Genomic DNA, 19,689 nt, shown 5'->3' with positions numbered 1-19,689 from the left:
GTGGGACGGCCGTAGGTCCTAGACCACAGGACCCCGTACGACCTCGCAGGACCTACCCCACAGGACCTACGCCGCCCGCAGCAAGGTCACCACGGCCGCCCCGCCGAGCCCGATGTTGTGCGCGAGCCCCACCCCGGCCCCCGGCACCTGCCGCTCCCCCGCCGTCCCTCTCAACTGCCAGACCAGTTCGGCGACTTGGGCGATCCCGGTGGCCCCCAGCGGATGCCCCTTGGAGATCAGCCCGCCGGACGGGTTCACCACCCACCGCCCGCCGTACGTCGTCCCCCCGGACTCGACGAGCTTCCCGGACTCCCCCGGCTCGCACATGCCGAGCGCCTCGTACGTCAGCAGCTCGTTGATCGAGAAGCAGTCATGCAGTTCTACGACGTCCACGTCCTCGATGCCGAGTCCGGACCGTTCGTAGACCTGGCGGGCGGCGGCCCGGGACATGGGCTGGCCGACGACGTCGATGCACGAGCCGGACGCGAAGGATTCCTCGGTGTCGGTGGTCATCGCCTGGGCGACGATCTCGACGAGCGAGCCCCCACCGTTACCCGCACCCGTACCCGCACCCGTGCCTGCCCCCAACTCCCGCTGCTCCGCGAAGCGTTCGGAGACCACGACCGCCGCAGCCGCCCCGTCCGACGTCGGCGAGCACTGGAGTTTCGTGAGCGGGTGGTGGACGACCCGGGCCGCGAGGATGTCGTCGACGTCGTACACGTCCTGGAACTGGGCGTACGGGTTGTGGGCGGAGTGCCGGTGGTTCTTGGCGGCGACGGCGGCGAGCTGCGCCTCGGTCGTCCCGTACTTCTCCATGTGCTCGCGGGCCGCGTCGCCGAAGATCTGGGCGGTGGGCGGGGTCATCTCGAAGCCGTGGCGGGCGGCCATGATGCCGTAGTGCCGGGCGACGGGGGACGTGGAGAAGTCCCCGCCGTCCGCGCCCCCGCCCAGCGCACCCCGCTTCATCTTCTCGAAGCCCAGCGCCAGCACGCAGTCGGCCGCCCCGCCCTCGACCAGTTGCCGGGCGAGCATCAGCGCGGTCGAGCCGGTGGCGCAGTTGTTGTTGACGTTGTAGACGGGGATGCCGGTGAGACCTAGTTCATAGGCCGCGCGCTGACCGGCGGTCGAGGGCTGGAAGCAGTAGCCAATAGGAACCTGTTCTATGTCGGCGTAGGAGATCCCGGCGTCCGCGAGCGCGGCGCTGCCCGCCTCCCGCACCATGTCCCAGTACTGCCACTCCCGGGTCTCGGGCTTCTCGAACCTCGTCATCCCGACGCCTGCGACATAGGCCTTCATGGCGGGCGAGATTAGAACACGTTCCAACGAATGACCAGAGCTGACGTCGGGTCAGATATTCATGGGACGGTCAAGGATTCGTTAGTACGCCGAAGCATCGGAATAGTTGCCCGTGCATACGAGGTTTACCGTGCACTTATCCCGCACGGATCAACCGGCTCCACCCCCTCTCAGGCCTGGAGGCCTCACTTCATGACGCACACGTCGACCGACCAGCCCGCACGGAGGCCGTCCGGCGCCGTCGTGCCGGTGCTCGCCTTCGCGGGCATCGTTGTCGCGGTGATGCAGACCCTGCTCGTCCCGGTCATCAAGGACCTGCCGCAGCTGCTGAGCACCGAGCCCAGCAACGCCACCTGGGTCCTGACCTCGACCCTCCTCTCCGGAGCCGTCGCCACGCCGATCATGGGCCGCCTCGGCGACCTCTACGGCAAGCGCCGGATGCTGATCCTCAGCCTGGCCATCATGGTCGTAGGAGCGCTGGTCAGCGCCCTCACCAGCGACCTGCTCACGATGATCGCGGGCCGCGCGCTCCAGGGCTTCGCCATGGGCGCGATACCCCTGGGCATCGGCCTGATGCGCGACATGCTGCCCCGCGAGAAGCTCGGCTCGGCGATGGCCCTGATGAGTTCCTCGATCGGCGTCGGCGGCGGCCTCGCGCTGCCCGCCGCGGCGCTCGTCGCCCAGCACGCCGACTGGCACGCCCTCTTCTACGGCGCCGCCGGCCTCGGTGTCCTCGCGATCGGCCTCACCCTCCTCGTCGTACCGGAGTCCCCGATGCGGGCGGAGGGCACGTTCGACGTGCTCGGCGCGATCGGTCTCTCCGCGGGTCTCGTCCTCTTCCTCCTCCCCATCACCAAGGGCAGCGACTGGGGCTGGACCTCCGGCACCACGCTCGGTCTGTTCGCCGCGGCGGCCGTCGTCCTGCTCCTGTGGGGCGTGATGGAGCTGCGCCTGAAGGCCCCGCTGGTCGACCTGCGCACCACCGCCCGTCCGGCGGTCCTCTTCACCAACCTCGCCTCGATCATGGTCGGCGTCTCCTTCTACGTCGTCTCCCTCGTCCTGCCCCAGCTCCTCCAGCTGCCGAAGTCCACGGGCTACGGTCTCGGGCAGTCGATGGTCACCGCCGGTCTGCTGGTCGCCCCGCTCGGCCTGACGATGATGTTCACGGCGCCCGTGTACGCCCGTCTGTCGGCGAAGTACGGGCCCAAGGTCACCCTGATCCTCGGCATGCTGATCATCGGTATCGGCTACGGCGCGGGGCTCGGCCTCATGAGTGCGGCCTGGCAGTCCCTGGTCATCGCCGTCGTTCTCGGTGCGGGGATCGGGCTCGCGTACTCGTCGCTTCCCGCGTTGATCGTGGGGGCGGTGCCGGCGTCCGAGACCGGTGCGGCGAATGGGCTCAACACCCTTATGCGGTCGATCGGTACGTCCGTCTCCAGTGCGGTGATCGGGATGGTGCTGGCGAATACCGCGAACCATGTGGGCGGGGTTGCGATTCCGACCATGCACGGGTTCCACGTGTCGTTCCTGATCGCTACGGGTGCGGTTGCTGTCGGCCTGTTGATGGCGCTGTTCCTTCCCAAGCCGAATCGGGCGCCGCAGTTGAACTTCAGCAGTGAGGAAGAGGCGAACCTTGAGCGGGCCGAGGAGGTTCTTCGGGGGTTCCGGGGGCGGGTGTTGAGTGCGGACGGGGTTCCTGTTGCTCGGGCCAAGGTCACGTTGATCGATCGGCGGGGGCGGCAGGCTGGGGCGACGCTCTCCGAGGAGGACGGGAGTTACGTGCTCGCTGTGCCGTCTCAGGGGGCGTATGTGTTGGCGGCTCGGGCTTCGGGGCATGGTCCGTTGGCCTCGTCCGCGACGCACGGCGGGGATGAGGTCTCGGTTGACCTTGATCTGTCGTTGCCCGGTGAGACTGTCAGCGCGTAGTCGGTTTCGTCGTTTTCTGCGGGTGCGTGGGGGCTGGTCGCGCAGTTCCCCGCGCCCCTAAAGGCAAAAGCCGCACCGCACCCCCTGCCGAATTGTTCGGCAGGGGGTGCGGCAGCATATGCGTACGACCCGCCGAAAGGACCCCTGTGCCCCCGACACCCAAGCCCGAGATCCTCGCCGCGTTCGAAGTGGCGAAGGGGTTCATGCCGGTCGGTGAGGGGCTTGCCCTGTACTCCGCCGCCGTAGAAGCCGGGCGTCTCGGCCTTCCCCTCCTCGAAGTCGGGACGTACTGCGGGCGTTCGACGATCCTCCTTGCCGATGCTGCCCGCGAGGCCGGTGTCACCGTGCTCACCCTGGATCATCACCGGGGTAGCGAGGAGCAGCAGCCGGGCTGGGACTTTCACGACCCGGAGACCGTCGACCCGGAGATCGGGCTGATGGACACGTTGCCCACGTTCCGCAGAACCCTGCACAAGGCCGGGCTGGAGGAGCACGTGGTCGCCCTCGTGGGGCGGTCGCCGCAAATCTCGCGGATCTGGGGCACGCCCCTCGGCCTCGTCTTCATCGACGGTGGGCACACCGACGAGCACGCGAACGGGGACTACGAGGGCTGGGCCCCCCATGTCGCCGAGGGCGGGCTGCTCGTGATCCACGACGTGTTCCCGGAACCGGAGGACGAGTTCACCGGGCAGGCGCCGTACCGGGTGTATCTCCGCGCGCTGGAGTCCGGCGCGTTCACGGAGGTGTCGGCGACCGACTCCCTCCGTGTCCTACGGCGCACCGGCACCGGGATCTGAAGGTCAACTCGGCAGGTCCGCAAGCCAGTTGAGGAGGTGCTCGTTGACCTCCGCCGGGCGCTCCTGCTGGATCCAGTGGCCGCAGCCTTCCAGGATGTGCGAGCCGCGCAGGCCGGGCAGGGTCACCGGGTACGCGGCGATCGCGTCGGACAGCCAGGTGGTGGACGCGTCCAGGGAGCCGCCCAGGAACAGGGACGGCTGGGTGATCGGGGCCCCGTCGTAGCGGGCCAGCTCCTCCCAGTCCCGGTCCATGTTGCGGTAACGGTTCAGGGCGGTGGTCAGGCCCGTGCGCTCGAACTCACCCGCGTAGACGTCCAGTTCGGCCTCGCCCAGCCACGCGGGGCGCTTCGTCGGGAAGCGGTCGCGCAGGGTGCCGCCGTCCCGGCTGACGAAGTGCGGGTCGGGGGTGCCGGGCGCGGGCATCGTGTCGGCGGAGAACGCGGCGTAGAAACCTGCCAGCCAGCCGCGTACGTCCGGTTCGATCTCCGACTCCGCCCGGCCCCGCTCCTGGAAGTACGAGACGTAGAACTCCTCGTCCCCGCCCATCCCCGCGAAGATCTCGCTGGGGCGCGGGCCGCCGCGGGGCGCGTAAGGGACGCTCAGCAGTCCTACGGCCCGGAAGACGTCGGGGCGGAGGAGGGCGGAGTTCGCCGCGATGCCCGCTCCCCAGTCGTGGCCGACGATCACCGCGGACCGTTCGCCGAGCGCTTGCACGACCGCCACGGCGTCCTCGACGAGGTCGAGCATCCGGTACGCCGACACGTCGTCCGGGCGTGACGAGCGGCCGTAGCCGCGTACGTCGACGGCGACCGCGCGGTACCCCGCCGCGGCCAGTGCCGGGAGCTGGTGGCGCCAGGAGTACCAGGACTCCGGGAAGCCGTGCACCAGGAGGATCAGGGGGCCGGTGCCCTGTTCCACCAGGTGGATGCGGCCCGCGGGGGCGGGGACGAGTCGGTGGACGGCTTCCTTGAGCATGATCGTGAGTCCTCCGGGACGGGGGCTGGTCCGTCGATCCTCCGTCCGGGGCGGGGAGGCGCGCGACTCCTGTTGCCGCTTCAGCAAACCCGCCCTGTGCGGCGGCTAGGGTGGCTCCCGTGTCGTACGTAGGTCCGGACTTCGATCCTCCGCAGCCCCGCCGTCCCCGTCGTGGGCCCCTGACCGTGGCGCTGGCCGCGCTGGTCCCGGGGGCGCTCATCGGGTGGTTCGTCTACGAGGCGGTGGGCAGCCCGGGAGGCAGCGCCTCGGCCCACACATCGCCCGCATCGGCCGGCGCGCCCGTGTCCCCGACGGGCACCGCGTCCAACGACGACAAGCCGCCGGGGCCAAGTCCCTTGAAGGGCAAGGTCGTTGTCATCGACCCGGGGCACAACGTCACCAACTTCCAGCACAGCGCCGAGATCAACCGCAAGGTGGACATCGGCACGAACTGGAAGGAGTGCGACACGACCGGGACGTCGACCAACGCGGGGTACACGGAAGCCCAGTTCACGATGGACGTGTCCCACCGGCTGAAGGCGATCCTCGAAAAGCAGGGCGTCACGGTGAAGTTGACGCACGACGGGGACTCTCCGGCCTGGGGGCCGTGCGTCGATCAGCGGGCCAGGTTCGGGAACGACGCGCACGCGGACGCCGCGATCTCCATCCACGCCGACGGCGCACCGGTCGGCGACCGGGGTTTCCATGTGATCCTGCCGGCCTCCGTGCACGCGGGCGGCGCCGACACCCGCGCCATCGTCGGTCCCTCGGCCGTCCTCGGGAAGGGCATCGCGGGCGATTACCGTCGCGCGACGGGCGAACAGTTCTCCAATTACATCGGCGAAGGCACCGGTCTCGTCACGCGTAAGGACCTGGGCGGTCTCAATCTGTCAACGGTTCCCAAGGTGTTCATCGAGTGCGGCAACATGCGCGATAGCAATGATGCTGCACTGCTGACGAACGGCGCCTGGCGACAGAAGGCGGCGCAGGGAATCTCTGAGGGAATCGTGAGTTTCCTGGAGAGTTGAGTGCTTTGATGGCATATCACCAGCGCCTCACCCGCTCCCTCATATCTGCCTCAAATCAGTTGCAGCAGCACAGCTCACCCTGATCAACTGATCTTGACCGGAGGCGGTCAAAGCCTCCTACTTACGATCACGGGGGATCACTTGAAGTTCCAAACAGTTCGGCGCGGGGCCGCTGTTGCCTCACTGTCCATGGGCCTGCTCGGCATGACGACTTCAGCGCAGGCGGCACCCAGCGCGGAGCACACGAGCATCGCGAGCGTGAAGTCAGCCAAGATCGTGGGCCCGATCGAGTTCAAGCGGCTGATCAATGTCCACTCCATCGGGACCTCGTGCGGTAAGCCGGTGATCGCCTCGGCTTCGGGGCGGGGCAAGATGACACTGCGCATCGACGACACCCGATCGGTCGGCACCGTGCTCTCGAAGCACATCGACGCTTCCAAAGGCGTGATCAGTGCGGGCGTCGGCTGGGACGTGACGAAGTCGCACAGCATCACGGTGAGCGGCGCGAAGGAAGTACCGAGCGGTAAGTACGGCACCCTTAACGCCCACACCAAGTACGCGGTCAAGAAGTTCGATGTACAGCTGTCCATCGACGGCAAGACGCGCACCATCCAGAAGGGCAAGAAGGCTTACAAGCCCATCGGCGTCTGCTTCACCTACACGCAGAAGTAGCCGGCCAGGACACCCTTGCTTGCACACGAAGCGGCTCGCCGAGACCTCTCTTGGCGAGCCGCTTCGTTTGCTACAAGCACTCCCGGCCGCCTCACGGGCCAAGGTCCGTCGGCGCTTCGCAAGTCATCCGCCGACACAGCAAGCATGATCGGTACTCGACAGCACGCCGCTGCCCGTGAGCGGGGCCTGGCACGAGGAGTCGGCGCACAACATCGTGAGGGTCTTGCGCGAGTAACCGAGCCTGCCCCGTAGCGGCGGACACCCGAACCTTGCAGGCGATATTGTCACCCGTACGATGAGTGGCCATCCCCGCGCTTCGCACCGGGCCTGAAGGCAACAGCGTGACAGCGATGCCGACGACGAGACGACTGATGAAGGATCTCTGAAGTGAATATCCGCTCCCTCACACGAGGCGACGGCGTGGTGATCGGAGCAGCGGTATTGCTCTTCATCGCGTCGTTCCTCAGCTTCTACACGGCCGCCGGTTACAGCGACGCTCCGACCGCCTGGGACTATCTCGGCGACGCCCTGGGCCTCTACATCGGTGGGGTCATTGGCGCTGCTCTGATCGTCGTCAATCGCGCCCTGCCGCAGCCGCGCAAGATCGCGGGTATCGAACTGGGCCAGGCAGGCGTCGCGTTCTCTGTCCTGGTGGTCTGGTCCCTGTTCTGGACCCTCGTGGATGTCCCCGACGGCGCCAGCGCCGGCGCCGGCCTCATCCTCGGCTTCATCGCCGCCCTCGTCCTGGCGGGCGGCGCCATCGCCACGCCTCTCGTCCCCGCCCTCCAGGCCGCCCTCATCCCGGCCCCCAAGCCCGTCGCCCCGCAGCCCTACGGCGCCCAGCCGCCCGGTGGTTACGGCTACCCGGGCGCCGGCCAGCCGCAGCCGTCGTACGGCACCCCGCCCCAACAGGCGCAGGCCGCGCAGCCGTTCGGGCAGCCCGCGCCGGCTCCGGCCGGGGACTTCTCGCCGTTCTGGTTCGCGGTGCCGGTGGCCCGGCCGCTGTTCGCGGAGGACGGTTCGCCGTCGCCGATCGCCGAACTGGCGCCGGGTACCTGGTACTTGGCCGTGGAGCAGCGTGGTCCGGCGCTCGTCGCGCAGACCCAGGACGGCCGTCGTGGCGTCCTGCAGGACACGTCGGGGATCCAGCGCGGCTGAGTCTCCTCCAGCGTTCACCGCGGCCCCTCGCCCTTCCGGGTGGGGGGCCGTTGTCGTACAGTCGCAGCCGTCGATCGATTGACTGACGTACCGTCAGATCGGTGTCTCTGGAGGCGATATGCGGCTCGGTCTCGCACTCGGGTACTGGGGGCGCGGGCCCTCCGCCGACCATGTGCCGCTGGCCCAGGAGGCCGAGCGGCTCGGGTACGACTCCGTGTGGACGGCCGAGTCGTGGGGGTCCGACGCCTTCACTCCCCTCACCTGGATCGCGGCGCGGACCTCAACGATCAAGCTGGGCACGGCCGTTGCGCAGATGGCGGCCCGCTCGCCGACCACCACCGCGATGCACGCGCTCACCCTCGACCATCTCTCCGGCGGGCGCGTGCTCCTCGGGCTCGGGCTGTCGGGGCCGCAGGTGGTGGAGGGGTGGTACGGGCGGCCGTTCCCCAAGTCGCCGCTCACCGCGACCCGGGAGTACGTCGAGGTCGTACGGCAGGTGCTGCGGCGGGAGGCGCCGGTCGAGGTGGCGGGACGGTTCCACGCGCATCCGTACCGGGGGGAGGACGGTACGGGACTCGGCAAGGCCCTCAAGTCCATTACGCACCCGCTCCGTTCGGACCTGCCGGTGCTGCTCGGCGCGGAGGGGCCGAAGAACGTGGCACAGACGGCCGAAATCGCGGACGGGTGGCTGCCGTTGTACTGGTCGCCGAGTCGACCGGAGGTCTACGGCACCACGGCCTTCCGGGACGGCTTCGTCGTCGCGCCCATGACGCAGGTGAAGGTCTGCGACGACGTGGCCGAAGGCCTGCTCCCCGTGAAGATGATGCTCGGCTTCTACATCGGCGGGATGGGGCACGCGGCCCGGAACTTCCACGCCGACCTGATGGCACGCATGGGGTACGAGGAAGAGGCCCGGCGGATACAGGAGTTGTTCCTCGCGGGCCGCCGGGAGGAGGCCGTACTCGCCGTGCCGGACGCGTTCGCCGACGAGATCTCCCTCGTCGGGCCGCGTGAACGCATCGCGGAACGGCTGGAGTTGTGGCGCAAGGGCCCGGTGACGGATCTCCTGGCCCTCGCGCCCGACCCGCACACGCTACGGGTACTGGCGGAGCTGAACTCCTAGACAGAGCCGAAGCCCCAGGAGCCGCTCAACTCACCTTCAGCCGCCCGCCAGTTGGCCCGCCGACGGCACCTTGTCGGTCACCTCGGCACCGGCGCTCTTCCCGGCGTCCTTGACCTTGTTGATGATGTCGTCGAACGAACCAGCCGTGGCATCGGTCGAGTCGCCCTTGCGGAGCTTGGACGGCAGGTCCTTCAGGGAGTCGATACCTGCGGTGAGCGGGGCGACCGCCTTGGCGAGCGTGGGGTCACCCTTGGCGTTCTTCGTGGCCGCCTTGAGCCGGTTGTACGCGAACGCGCCCGCGAGACCCGCCTTGACGAGCGCGAAGCGGCGTCCACTCGCGCCCTTCTTGAACTTGCCCGCCTTCCAGGGCTTCACGATCCACTGGTAGGTGGCACCGGCGGCGAGGCCCGCGTTCGCGACGAAGCGGGTCTTGGCGAACTTCTGCCGTTCGGCGGAGGTGCTGGGGCTCGGGGTCGCGGCGGCTGCCGCGGCCACGACGGCCGCGGTGTCCTGCGTGGCGTCATCGGTGGCGCTGCCGCAGGCCGTGGCTCCGGCGAGCAGGGCGCAGCACAGAGTGAGCGCCACGAAGAGGCGCCGTATCGGTACGGGCACGAGGTCCTCCGGGGTGTTCTCCCCGAGTGGGTGTCCTTACCCCGGCAGCCTCACCCGGCTCGGGCGCGCGCGCCACCCGGCGGGGCCGTTCGGGTTTCATCCGGCCGGAAGCGGCAATCCGCTTGGCATGTCCCCCTACTACCGACGCGGTTCGAATTCAGTCGGCAACGTCATAGTGATCATCGCCGACATCATGGCCCTCATCCTGGCCCTCTGGATTCTGATGTACCTGTTGGACGCCAACCGCGCGAACGACCTCGTGCAGTTCGTCCACCGCTCGGCCAACTGGCTCGCCGGCTGGTCCCGCGACCTGTTCACCTTCGACGAGGCGTGGGCGCGGGTCATTTGCGGCTACGGTCTGGCAGCGGTCGTGTACTTGTTCATCGGCCACGCGATCGCCAACAAGGTCCACCGTTAAGCACCGGCCGGTGAGGGCTGGTCGCGCCCACGCGGCGGAGCCGCAAATGAATACAGCCCCGCGCCCCTAAAAGATGGCCCGTTTAGGCCGACCTGCTTTTAAGGGGCGCGGGGAACTGCGCGACCAGCCCCCACCGGGCCCGCACCTAACAACAATCCGGATCCAGCCCCAACGGCAAGTGCTCCGCTCCGAACACCGCACACGTCGCGTCATGGCCCCCCAACGCAGCCACCGCAAGCAACAACGACCCCGCAGTCCACGTAGTCAGCTCACGAGGCCACACCGCGTCGTCGTCGAAGACGTACCCGGTCCAGTACAGCCCGGTCTCCGCATCCCGCAGATGCTGAATGGACTGGAGAATCTCCAACGCACGGTCGGACTCCCCCAACACCCAGAGCGCCAGGGCGAGTTCAGCCGACTCCCCACCGGTCACCCACGGGTTGGGAACGACACACCGCACCCCAAGACCCGGCACGACGAACCGGCTCCAGCCCTCCTCCACCCGGGACTTGGCCTCCACACCGGTCAACGCACCACCCAGCACCGGGTAGTACCAGTCCATCGAGTACCGGTCCTTGTCCAGGAACCGTTCAGGATGCCGCCGGATGGCGTGCCGCAGCGCCCCGACCGCCAACTCCCAGTCCGGCTGCGGCTCTTCACGCTGTTCGGCGATGGCGAGCGCACACCGCAACGCCTGATGGATCGACGAGGAACCGGTCAGCAGCGCGTCCGCCGTATCCGTACCGTCGTCCTCCCGCTTCCACCCGATCTGCCCGCCCGGCTGCTGAAGCCGCAGCACGAACTCGACCGCGGCGAAGACGTTCGGCCACAGCCGGTCCAGGAACGTGTCGTCACCGGTCGCGAGGTAGTGGTGCCACACGCCTACGGCTATGTAGGCGACGAAGTTGGTCTCACGCCCCCGGTCGGTCACGTCCCGCGCATCACCGTCGGCGTAGGCGGCGAACCACGACCCGTCCTCGTTCTGGTGCCGCGCAAGCCAGCTGTACGCCCGCTCCGCCGCCTCGTGCTCCCCCGCCGCGTCCAGCGCCATCGCGGCCTCGGTGTGGTCCCACGGGTCGAGGTGATGGCCCCGGAACCACGGGATCGCCCCGTCCTCCCGCTGCACGGCGAGGATGCCGGCGACGGTCGCGGCGGCCTGCTCCGCGGTGAGGACCCCGGGCAGGACGAGGTGTTCTGTCCGGGGAGTGGTCACTTGGCTTCCGCCAGGGGAAGGTGCGGCTTGGTCGCGTAGGCCACGAAGCTCTTGCCGATCAGCGGGTTCAGCGCCTGTTCGGCGACCCGGGTGGCGAGCGGTTTCTTCATGATGTCCCAGACCAGGAGCTTGTGGTACGCCTGCACCGGCAGCGCCTTGTCGTTGTCCACGCCGAACGCGCACTTCAGCCACCAGTACGGCGAGTGCAGCCCGTGCGCGTGGTGCGTGCCGTACGGCTTGAGGCCCGCCTCGCGGATCTTGGCGAGGAGTTCGTCCGCCTTGTAGATGCGGATGTGGCCGCCCTCGACCTCGTGGTAGGCGTCGGACAGGGCCCAGCAGACCTTCTCGGGGCCGTAGCGCGGGACGGTGATGGCGATGCGGCCGCCGGGCTTCAGCACCCGGACCATCTCGGCGAGGACGCCCTTGTCGTCGGGGATGTGCTCCATGACCTCGGAGATGATCACGACGTCGAACGACTCGTCCGGGAAGGGGAGTTGGAGCGCGTCACCCTCCATCGCGGTGGCGGTGGCTCCGGCCGGGGCCTCGCCCGCCTCCTTCATCGCCGCGAACCACTTGGCGACCTCGCGGATCTCCTCGGCGTTCTGGTCGAGGGCGACGACCTGTGCCCCTCGCCGATAACACTCGAACGCGTGCCGCCCGGCACCGCACCCGAGGTCCAGGACACGGTCGCCAGGGGCGAGCGGGAACCGGGAGAAGTCGACGGTCAGCACGTGGCCCTGCTTTCGGAAGAGACGCCGGTAACACTGGTCGGAGAGGGGGAGGGAGAAGTCGTACGGCCGGGGATCGCCTCGCGGTAGCGGGCCACCGTGCCCTCGGCCGCCTTCGCCCAGGTGAAGCGGGCCAGGACGCGTTCGCGGCCCGCCGCGCCGAGCCGGGCCCGGAGCGCCGGGTCGGCCAGGAGCCGGCTCAGGGCGGTCGCGAGTGCGCCGGGGTCGGCCGGCGGTACGGCCAGGCAGGTCTCACCGTCGCGCCCGGCGACCTCCGGGATCGCCCCGCCCGTCGTGGCGACGAGGGGCGTGCCCGTGGCCATCGCCTCCGCCGCCGGGAGGGAGAAGCCCTCGTACAGCGACGGCACGCACGCGACCTCCGCCGAGCGGACCAGGTCGACCAACTCGGCGTCGGAGATGCCCTTCACGAAGTCGACGGCGCCTTCGAGGCCGTAGCGCTCGACGGCTTGGGCGACCGGGCCCTCCGTCGGACGTTTGCCTACGACGATCAGGTGCGCGTCGTGGTGTTCCGTGCGGACCTTCGCCAGGGCCTCGACCAGGAACACCAGGCCCTTGAGGGGGACGTCCGCGCTGGACGTCGTCACGATCCGGCCCGGTACCTGCGGAACCGCCGGGTCCGGGGAGAACAGGTCGGTGTCGGCGCCGATGTGGACGACGTGGATGCGGTCGTCGCGGACGCCGAGGTGGTCGATGATCTCCTGGCGCGAGGTGCCGGAGACGGTGAGCACGGTGGGCAGGCGGCGGGCGACGCGCTTCTGCATCTGCGTGAAGGAGTACCAGCGGCGCTTGGACATGCGCTGACGCCAGTTCTCTGCCGCGTCCAGCTCCAACTGCCGGTCCACGGTGATGGGGTGGTGGATCGTGGTGACGAGCGGGGCGCCGACATCCCCCAACAACCCATAACCCAGCGTCTGGTTGTCGTGCACGATGTCGAACTCGCCCTGCCTGGCGCGGAGATGGCGGCGGGCGCGGAGGGAGAACGTGAGGGGCTCGGGGAAGCCGCCGGTCCACATCGTGCCGACTTCGAGGGCGTCGATCCAGTCGCGGTACTCGTCGCGCTTCGGGGTGCGGAAGGGGTCCGGTGAGCGGTACAGGTCGAGCGAGGGCAACTCGGTCAGGGAGATGCCGTCGTAGCCCTCGTCGAGGACGGGGTAGGGCTGCGAACCGATGACCTCGACGCGGTGGCCGAGGCGGGCCAACTCGCGGGAGAGGTGGCGGACGTAGACACCCTGGCCCCCGCAGAACGGGTTCCCCTTATAGGTGAGGAGTGCGATACGGAGCGGTCGCTCGCCGTCGGCTGCCAGGTCCTCCTGGGGACCCGCCTGACTGGCCTCAGCGGTCACTCTGAGCCCCCTTCTCCCTGCACTGTCCCGCGAGATTACGCCGGGACGCTAATCTAGAACAAGTTTCAGACTTGATCGTCCAGGAGGTTCTGAATCTACCGGCCGGTACGGGCGCTGTGAGAAGTGGATCAGGTGATTCACACCACGGCCGAGGCCCTGCCATGATCGGTGTGATCACCCGCCCTCACCGACAGTCACGGATCGGGAGCCATGCCAGCGCAAGCCAAGCCCGAAGCCACTGCGCGGACCTCGCCGCCCCTCACCGAGCGGCAGGAGGCCCGGCGCCGCCGCATCCTGCACGCGAGCGCGCAGCTGGCCAGCCGGGGCGGGTTCGACGCGGTGCAGATGCGGGAGGTCGCGGAGTCCTCGCAGGTCGCGCTCGGCACGCTGTACCGGTACTTCCCGTCCAAGGTGCATCTCCTGGTCGCCACGATGCAGGACCAGTTGGAGCACATGCACGGCACGCTGCGGAAGAAGCCGCCGGGCGGTGACACGGCGGCCGAGCGGGTCGCGGAGACCCTGATGCGGGCCTTCCGCGCACTCCAGCGCGAGCCGCATCTCGCCGACGCGATGGTCCGCGCGCTGACCTTCGCGGACCGCAGCGTCTCCCCCGAGGTCGATCAGGTGTCGAGGCAGACCACGGTGATCATCCTGGACGCGATGGGCCTCGAACACCCCACGCCCGAGCAGCTGTCGGCGGTCCGGGTCATCGAGCACACCTGGCACTCGGCGCTGATCACCTGGCTCTCGGGGCGGGCGTCGATCGCCCAGGTGAAGATCGACATCGAGACGGTGTGCCGGTTGATCGATCTCACGGAGCCGGGCGCGGCCGGGAACCGATGATTCTCACTGAGCCGGGCGGGGCCGGGGACCGATAATTCCCCCATGGCTGTCATTCACCAGACCTACGTCAAGCCCACCAAACTCGAACTCCTCACCGCCTGGCTGCCCACCCGCCCCTGGTATCACGGCTCCCCCGAACCGGAGTTGGCGAAGGCCGGCGGGTTCCGGCTCGACGACCCCGAGGGCGAGGTCGGCATCGAGTTCATGGTCGTCACCGACGGCCCGGGCGCCTACCTCGTGCCGCTCACCTACCGCGCCGCCCCGCTCCCCGGCGCCGAACACGCCCTCGTCGGCACCATGGAGCACGGCGTCCTCGGCCCGCGCTGGGCCTACGACGGCTGCCACGACCCGGTGCTGGCCGCGGAGTTGGCGGCGTTCATCGAAGGGCGAGTGGAGGCGCAGGCGCAGAGCGTCTCCCACACCCTGGACCGCGAGGTCGCCCGCGCCTGGACCGGTGCGGCACTCCCCGCCCTGGACGCCCCGACCGACACCGACGAGGCCACCGAGTTCGCCGCACCGGACGGCCCGACCCTGCGGCTGCACCGGGTACTGACCCCCGGCTCCACGGCCCCCGAGGACGCGCTCGGCCAGGTCACCGGCGCCTGGACACAGCCGGACGGCACCCGGGTCCGGGCCCTGTTCGCCACGCTCCAGACCAGCTAGTCCCTGTGGCTCATGCGGTGGCGGAGGCCAGTGCCGTGCGCCGGTCCGCCACGTAACGCGCCACGGTCTTCCGGTCGGCCGCCGTCAACAACCGCTTCTCGACGGCCCGTTGGACATCCCGGACGGCTTCGGGCAGACCCGTGTCCGTCTGGCACTCCGCGTCGGCGCGGGCGGTGCGGATCTCGTCGTTGCCGAGCGCGCGCAGGGCCGTCTCGTCCGAAGCGGCCTTCCGCAGCCGGGAGTTGACGGCCTCGCGGGGCGCCTGGAGGTCCTTCGCCGGGTACCCCGCCTTGGTCATGCAGGAGGACCAACGGCGTACGGCGGAGAGGTAGTCGGGGTCCTTCTCCACGGCCCCGAGGACACGGTTCGCGAGGCCTACGGTGACGGGTTCCACCGTGTTCCAGTCCGCGCCGTAGAGCTCGGTGCGGGCCCGGGCGACGCAACCGTCGGTGGAGTAGGCGAGGTCGACGCCGTCCGGCAGGCGCAGGCTCACCCGGTGGGCCGGAGTGCCGGTCAACGCCCTTTGCCAGGCGGCCTGGTGGGGTTCGCTCGCGGGGACAGGGGTGGACCGCTGGTAGAGGTACTCGCCGACGATGCCGTAGCCGTCCTGGGTGGCCTTGCGGACGGTGAGCAGGCCGTAGGGGTTGGTCTCCTCGCCACGCGCGGAGGCGGTGCGGGGCTGTGCCGTGTAGGTCTGGCCGCGGGCGCCCATGCAGGCGGCGACGGCTCGTTCCTCGCGGTCGTGCAGGCGTACGGCGTCGGCGTACGTGGACGCGGTGGCGCCCGACAGGGGACGGACGTCGAGTGCCTGGGGCCCGCGGGCCGGCTGCTCACCCCCGAGGGAGCAGCCGGCCGCGGTCAGCACAAGGAGCACCGTGAGAAGTGTCCGCCGCGCCGTGGTTGTGCTCACACGCACCAGTCGTTGGAGGCGACGTTGTGCCAGTACACGGTGTTCGCCAGCGAGCCGTTGTAGTAGCCCTTGGCGAGGATGTAGCTGGACCCCGTGTAGCCCGTGCCCGAGTAGATCCGGACGTTGCAGCTGTTGCCGTTGTTGTACAGCGACTCGGCGTTGTTGAACTTGTTGTACTGGAGCAGGTTCGTGTTGTCGCCGTAGACCACGCCGGGGTCGCCCGAGCCGTTGACGCCGAGGTAGGCGCAGAGTCCCCCGGAGGGGCAGTCCGACAGTGCCGCGTTCGCGGGGGCGGCGGTGATGAACGCGCCGGTGGTGGCCAGGGCCACGCTTCCCAGGGCGATGCCGGCCTTGGCCAGGATCCGCTTCATTCTCTGTGTTCCTCCATCACTCGGGGTGCCGCCCACGGGACCAAGTCGTCCGTGGTGCGGGCGAGTTGCCGTGCCCAAGGTGGCGGAGGGAGGTGGCCGTGGACCTTGCGCAAACCTTGTCCCGCAGGTGGGCAGGTGGTTGGGTGCGCGGTGGAGAACCTGTGAAGCGCGTGGGGTGGGGCTGTGGAGACGGGCGTGAGGGGATTTCGGCTGCTGGGGCCCGTGGAGTTATGGGTGGCGGGCCGACCGGTCGACCTGGGCCCCGCGAAGCGGCGCACGGTCCTGGCGGCCCTGCTGGTGGACGCGGGCCGCTGGGTACCGGCCGAGACGCTCATCGACCGGGTGTGGGGCGAGGACCCGCCGGCTCAGGTGCGCGGCACGCTGTACGCCCATGTCGCGCGTATCCGCCGGGTGTTGGCGGAGGTGGGGCCGGGGCTCCACGGCGATACGGGCATGCCGTCCACGGCGTCGGGGGGCGGCAACGAAGTCCCCTCCCCCGCCCCGGAGTTGGTGCGCGGCCCGGCGGGCTACCGGCTGGACCTCGCGCCCGACCTGGTCGACATCCACCGCTTCCGGAGCCTGATCACCCGGGCTCGCCGGACCAAAGGGTCCGACGCGGCACGGGTGTTGACGCTGCGGGAGGCGATGGGGCTGTGGCGGGGCACGCCGTTGGCCGGGTTGCCCGGGGAGTGGGCGGCGCGGACCCGGGAGAGCTGGCTGCATCAGTACGTCGACGCCGTGCTGGCCTGGGCGGAGGCCGAACTCCGGGTGGGTGAGCACCTGGTGGTGGTCGACACGCTGTCCGTCCTCGTCGCGGAGCACCCATTGATCGAGCCGCTCGCGGTGGCGCTGATCCGGGCGCTGGACGCCGCCGGGCGCGCCCCGGAGGCACTCGCCTGCTACGGCGCCCTGCGGAAGCGGCTGTCCGACGAACTCGGCACGACACCCGGGGCGGAGGCCCAGCGAGTCCACCAGGCGCTCCTGCGCGGAAAGTCCGCCCCGCGCCCGCCGTCCGGACCCAGAACGGGTGCCGGCACCGGCACCGGGCACGGCAAGGCCGTCGTACCCGCTCAACTCCCCTTGGATGTCTCGGGGTTCACCGGTCGCGAGGAGGAACTCGCCCGGCTGGAGAAGGTCTTGGGGGCGAGCGTGCAGCGGCCCACCGCCGTCGTGGTGTCGGCGGTGTCCGGGACGGCGGGCGTGGGCAAGACGGCCCTGGCGGTGCACTGGGCGCACCGGGCCCGGGACCGGTTCCCGGACGGCCAGTTGTATGTGAACCTGCGCGGCTACGACCCCGCCCGCCCGATGACCGCCCCCGACGCGCTGGTCCGGTTCCTGACCGCGCTCGGGGTGTCCGAACAGGACATCCCGCCGGAGCCGGACGACCGGGCGGCGCGCTACCGCACCGAGGTCGCGGACCGGCGGATGCTGATCGTGCTGGACAACGCGGCGACCGTGGAGCAGGTCCGTCCGCTGCTGCCCGGCACCGGTTCCTGCGCGGTGCTGGTGACCAGCCGGGACAGCCTGGCCGGGCTGGTCGCGCGGGAGGGCGCCCAGCGTCTCGACCTCGACCTGCTGCCCGCCGACGCGGCCCGCACGCTCCTGCGCCGGCTCATCGGCCCCCGCGCCGAGGCAGAACCCGCAGCCGTGGACACCCTCGCCGCACAGTGCGCCCGGCTGCCGCTTGCCCTGCGGGTCGCCGCGGAGCTGGCCGCCGCCCGCCCCGGCACCCCGCTGACCGACCTCGTCGCCGAACTCGCCGACCAGCAGGGCCGGTTGTTCCTGCTCGACGCGGAGGGCGATCCCCGGGCCGCCGTGGTCACGGTCTTCTCCTGGTCGCTACGGCAACTGCCCACAGCGGCGGCACGCACGTTCCGCCTGCTCGGCCTGCACCCCGGCCCGGACCTCGACGCGTACGCGACCGCGGCGCTGACCGGCAGCACGGTGCCGGACGCCCGCCGCGCCCTGGAGGTCCTCGCCCGGGCCCACCTGGTGCAGCGCGCGGACACCGCCCCTGCACCGACCGGCACGCCCTCGCCGGACACCCGCGGCACCCTCAACGCTCCCATCCGTACCCAGCCTGTCCAACACGCGGACACCACCCCCGCACCGACCGGCACGCCCACCGCAGGCACCCGCCGCGCCCTCGACGCCCGCACCCAACCCGCCCAGCGCCCGGACACCGCCCCCACGCCAGACACCCGTCGCGCCCTCGACACCCCCACCCCCGCCCACCTGATCCACCGCACGGACACCGCCCGATACGGCATGCACGACCTCCTGCGCGCCTACGCCTCCGGGCTCGCGACAGCCCAAGACCCGCCGGAGGAGCGGGAGTCGGCGCTGGACCGGCTCTTCGACCACTACCTCGCCACCGCTGCCGCCGCGATGGACCAACTCCACCCGGCCGAGGCCCACTTGCGCCCCGCCGCTCCCGAAACCCCGGCCCCCGTCCCCGACTTGTCGGATCCGGACGCGGCACGCGCCTGGCTGGAGACCGAGCGCACCTGTCTGACGGCGATGGCCGCGCACACCGCCGCCCACGGCCGGCCCACGCACGCCATCCGGCTGTCCCTCACCCTGTACCGCCACCTCATCAGCGGCCACCACACCGACGGCCTCACGATCCACGGCCACGCCCGCGACGCCGCCCGCCTGCTCGACGACCCGGCGGCCGAGGCCCGCGCGCTGCTCGGCATCGGCACCGCCCACTACCAACTCGCCCACCACGAACCGGCCCGCCGCCACCTCCAGGAAGCCCTGACCCGGTTCCGCGAGGCCGCCGACCCCACCGGCCAGGCCCGCGCGCTGACCAACCTCGGCCTGGTCGACGAACGCCTGGGCCGTTTCCTGTCGGCCGTCGAGTACCTGGAACAGGCGCTGCTGCTGTACCGAGGCGTCGACGACACCTCGGGCGAGTCGATCGCGCTGAAGAACCTCGCCCATGTCGAGGGCCAGTTGGGCCGCTACGACGAGGCCGCCGACCACCTCCACCAGTCCCTGACCCTGCTGCGCCGCGCGGGCAACCGCTACCTGGAGGCCCACGCCCTCATGGACCTCGGCACGGTCGAGACCTGCCTCGACCGCCTGGACGAGGCGGCCCACCACCAGGAACAGGCCCTGGCCCTGCTCCGGGAAGTGGGCGACGGCTACGGCGAGGCAGGGGCCCTGCACGGACTGGGCATCGTCCACTCGCGCCGCGACCAGCACGCACAGGCCGCCGACTGCCACCGCCAGGCACTCGCCCTCTACTCCCGCAACGGCGACCGCGACGGCGAGGCCAGAGCCCTCAACGGCCTGGGCGAAGCCGCCCGGTCCGCCGGCCACCCCACCGACGCCCTCCCTCACCACACCGACGCCCTCACGATCGCCGAGGACATCGGCAACCCGGGCCAACAGGCCCACGCCCACGGCGGTTTGGCCGAGGCCCACCTCGCACTCGACGACACCGCCCGCGCCGTCCACCACTACGAGCGCGCCCTCGCCCTGTACACGGAACACGGGATGCCGGAGGCGGAGACCATCAGGACGCGACTGGCCGCGGTGGCCCCCGGAATTCGACCTCCCGGGGCCACCAGCCGCTGAACCAGGG

At 70.3% G+C, this 19,689-nt stretch carries 18 protein-coding genes; 10 read left to right on the top strand and 8 right to left on the bottom strand.

The window, feature by feature from the left end; translation table 11 throughout:
• Positions 1–66: 66 nt before the first annotated feature.
• Complete coding sequence (locus tag OO69_RS18915) at positions 67–1,296, bottom strand: lipid-transfer protein (RefSeq protein WP_033281873.1); 1,230 nt, start codon at positions 1,294–1,296, stop codon at positions 67–69.
• A gap of 192 nt (positions 1,297–1,488) precedes the next feature.
• On the opposite strand from OO69_RS18915, the gene OO69_RS18910 reads away from it, so the two are divergent.
• Both OO69_RS18910 and OO69_RS18905 read left to right on the top strand, forming a co-directional pair.
• Positions 1,489–3,222, top strand: a complete 1,734-nt coding sequence (locus OO69_RS18910) for an MFS transporter (protein ID WP_033281872.1) — start codon at positions 1,489–1,491, stop codon at positions 3,220–3,222.
• Positions 3,223–3,368: 146 nt separating this feature from the next.
• Complete coding sequence (locus OO69_RS18905) at positions 3,369–4,019, top strand: class I SAM-dependent methyltransferase (RefSeq protein ID WP_033281871.1); 651 nt, start codon at positions 3,369–3,371, stop codon at positions 4,017–4,019.
• A 3-nt stretch (positions 4,020–4,022) separates the two neighbouring features.
• On the opposite strand, the gene OO69_RS18900 is transcribed toward OO69_RS18905, so the two are convergent.
• Positions 4,023–4,994 (bottom strand): alpha/beta fold hydrolase, encoded by a 972-nt coding sequence (locus tag OO69_RS18900; protein ID WP_033281870.1) that lies wholly within the window; start codon positions 4,992–4,994, stop codon positions 4,023–4,025.
• 119 nt (positions 4,995–5,113) lie between these two features.
• On the opposite strand from OO69_RS18900, the gene OO69_RS18895 reads away from it, so the two are divergent.
• The 4 genes from OO69_RS18895 (at position 5,114) to OO69_RS18880 (ending at position 8,975) form a co-directional block, all read left to right on the top strand.
• Positions 5,114–6,022 (top strand): N-acetylmuramoyl-L-alanine amidase, encoded by a 909-nt coding sequence (locus OO69_RS18895; RefSeq protein ID WP_078652472.1) that lies wholly within the window; start codon positions 5,114–5,116, stop codon positions 6,020–6,022.
• 189 nt (positions 6,023–6,211) lie between these two features.
• Entirely contained in the window at positions 6,212–6,694 is a 483-nt protein-coding gene (locus tag OO69_RS18890; protein WP_033281868.1) for a hypothetical protein, read from the top strand.
• A gap of 387 nt (positions 6,695–7,081) precedes the next feature.
• The gene (locus OO69_RS18885) at positions 7,082–7,852 is read left to right on the top strand and encodes a DUF5336 domain-containing protein (protein ID WP_199810981.1); all 771 of its coding nucleotides are present in this window, start codon (positions 7,082–7,084) and stop codon (positions 7,850–7,852) included.
• Positions 7,853–7,970: 118 nt separating this feature from the next.
• On the top strand, positions 7,971–8,975 hold the full coding sequence (locus OO69_RS18880; RefSeq protein WP_033281867.1) for an LLM class F420-dependent oxidoreductase: 1,005 nt from the start codon (positions 7,971–7,973) through the stop codon (positions 8,973–8,975).
• 36 nt (positions 8,976–9,011) lie between these two features.
• On the opposite strand, the gene OO69_RS18875 is transcribed toward OO69_RS18880, so the two are convergent.
• Positions 9,012–9,587, bottom strand: a complete 576-nt coding sequence (locus OO69_RS18875) for a hypothetical protein (protein WP_033281866.1) — start codon at positions 9,585–9,587, stop codon at positions 9,012–9,014.
• Between the two features lie 127 nt (positions 9,588–9,714).
• Here OO69_RS18875 and OO69_RS18870 point away from each other — a divergent pair, with 127 nt between their 5' ends.
• Positions 9,715–10,005 (top strand): hypothetical protein, encoded by a 291-nt coding sequence (locus OO69_RS18870; RefSeq protein ID WP_033281865.1) that lies wholly within the window; start codon positions 9,715–9,717, stop codon positions 10,003–10,005.
• 145 nt (positions 10,006–10,150) lie between these two features.
• Here the strand turns inward: OO69_RS18870 and OO69_RS18865 are convergent, their stop codons facing one another.
• From OO69_RS18865 to OO69_RS18855, 3 genes are read right to left on the bottom strand one after another with little or no spacing between them, the layout of a single operon-like run.
• Positions 10,151–11,218, bottom strand: coding sequence for a prenyltransferase/squalene oxidase repeat-containing protein (locus OO69_RS18865; protein WP_033281864.1), 1,068 nt, complete (start codon positions 11,216–11,218; stop codon positions 10,151–10,153).
• A complete protein-coding gene (locus OO69_RS18860; protein ID WP_033281863.1) occupies positions 11,215–11,949 on the bottom strand; it encodes a class I SAM-dependent methyltransferase in 735 nt (244 codons plus the stop codon). The genes OO69_RS18865 and OO69_RS18860 overlap by 4 nt, the downstream gene beginning before the upstream one ends.
• Positions 11,943–13,310, bottom strand: coding sequence for a glycosyltransferase family 4 protein (locus tag OO69_RS18855; protein WP_033281862.1), 1,368 nt, complete (start codon positions 13,308–13,310; stop codon positions 11,943–11,945). The genes OO69_RS18860 and OO69_RS18855 overlap by 7 nt, the downstream gene beginning before the upstream one ends.
• Before the next feature lie 210 nt (positions 13,311–13,520).
• On the opposite strand from OO69_RS18855, the gene OO69_RS18850 reads away from it, so the two are divergent.
• Both OO69_RS18850 and OO69_RS18845 read left to right on the top strand, forming a co-directional pair.
• The gene (locus tag OO69_RS18850; protein ID WP_033281861.1) at positions 13,521–14,153 is read left to right on the top strand and encodes a TetR family transcriptional regulator; all 633 of its coding nucleotides are present in this window, start codon (positions 13,521–13,523) and stop codon (positions 14,151–14,153) included.
• A 42-nt stretch (positions 14,154–14,195) separates the two neighbouring features.
• Positions 14,196–14,816, top strand: a complete 621-nt coding sequence (locus OO69_RS18845) for a maltokinase N-terminal cap-like domain-containing protein (RefSeq protein ID WP_033281860.1) — start codon at positions 14,196–14,198, stop codon at positions 14,814–14,816.
• Positions 14,817–14,826: 10 nt separating this feature from the next.
• On the opposite strand, the gene OO69_RS18840 is transcribed toward OO69_RS18845, so the two are convergent.
• Together OO69_RS18840 and OO69_RS18835 are read right to left on the bottom strand one after the other, a co-directional pair.
• On the bottom strand, positions 14,827–15,690 hold the full coding sequence (locus OO69_RS18840) for a hypothetical protein (RefSeq protein ID WP_234444471.1): 864 nt from the start codon (positions 15,688–15,690) through the stop codon (positions 14,827–14,829).
• 32 nt (positions 15,691–15,722) lie between these two features.
• Complete coding sequence (locus tag OO69_RS18835) at positions 15,723–16,097, bottom strand: peptidase inhibitor family I36 protein (protein WP_033281858.1); 375 nt, start codon at positions 16,095–16,097, stop codon at positions 15,723–15,725.
• A gap of 195 nt (positions 16,098–16,292) precedes the next feature.
• Here OO69_RS18835 and OO69_RS18830 point away from each other — a divergent pair, with 195 nt between their 5' ends.
• Positions 16,293–19,682: an AfsR/SARP family transcriptional regulator gene (locus tag OO69_RS18830; protein ID WP_234444470.1), complete on the top strand. Its 3,390-nt coding sequence runs from the start codon at positions 16,293–16,295 to the stop codon at positions 19,680–19,682.
• Positions 19,683–19,689 lie beyond the last annotated feature (7 nt).

It is taken from the genome of Streptomyces sp. NRRL F-525 (assembly GCF_000716605.1).
Classification (GTDB): Bacteria; Actinomycetota; Actinomycetes; order Streptomycetales; family Streptomycetaceae; genus Streptomyces.
The sequence above is the reverse complement of the archived record's forward strand: the minus strand, read 5'-3'. Positions and strand labels throughout refer to the sequence as shown.

What these genes read in the sequence shown, in the direction of transcription:
- OO69_RS18850 (WP_033281861.1), top strand. Translation starts at nt 13,521, where the DNA reads ATGCCAGCGCAAGCCAAGCCCGAAGCCACTGCGCGGACCTCGCCGCCC.
- OO69_RS18890 (WP_033281868.1), top strand. Translation starts at nt 6,212, where the DNA reads ATGGGCCTGCTCGGCATGACGACTTCAGCGCAGGCGGCACCCAGCGCG.
- OO69_RS18900 (WP_033281870.1), bottom strand. Translation starts at nt 4,994, where the DNA reads ATGCTCAAGGAAGCCGTCCACCGACTCGTCCCCGCCCCCGCGGGCCGC.
- OO69_RS18870 (WP_033281865.1), top strand. Translation starts at nt 9,715, where the DNA reads ATGTCCCCCTACTACCGACGCGGTTCGAATTCAGTCGGCAACGTCATA.
- OO69_RS18845 (WP_033281860.1), top strand. Translation starts at nt 14,196, where the DNA reads ATGGCTGTCATTCACCAGACCTACGTCAAGCCCACCAAACTCGAACTC.
- OO69_RS18880 (WP_033281867.1), top strand. Translation starts at nt 7,971, where the DNA reads ATGCGGCTCGGTCTCGCACTCGGGTACTGGGGGCGCGGGCCCTCCGCC.
- OO69_RS18915 (WP_033281873.1), bottom strand. Translation starts at nt 1,296, where the DNA reads ATGAAGGCCTATGTCGCAGGCGTCGGGATGACGAGGTTCGAGAAGCCC.
- OO69_RS18835 (WP_033281858.1), bottom strand. Translation starts at nt 16,097, where the DNA reads ATGAAGCGGATCCTGGCCAAGGCCGGCATCGCCCTGGGAAGCGTGGCC.
- OO69_RS18910 (WP_033281872.1), top strand. Translation starts at nt 1,489, where the DNA reads ATGACGCACACGTCGACCGACCAGCCCGCACGGAGGCCGTCCGGCGCC.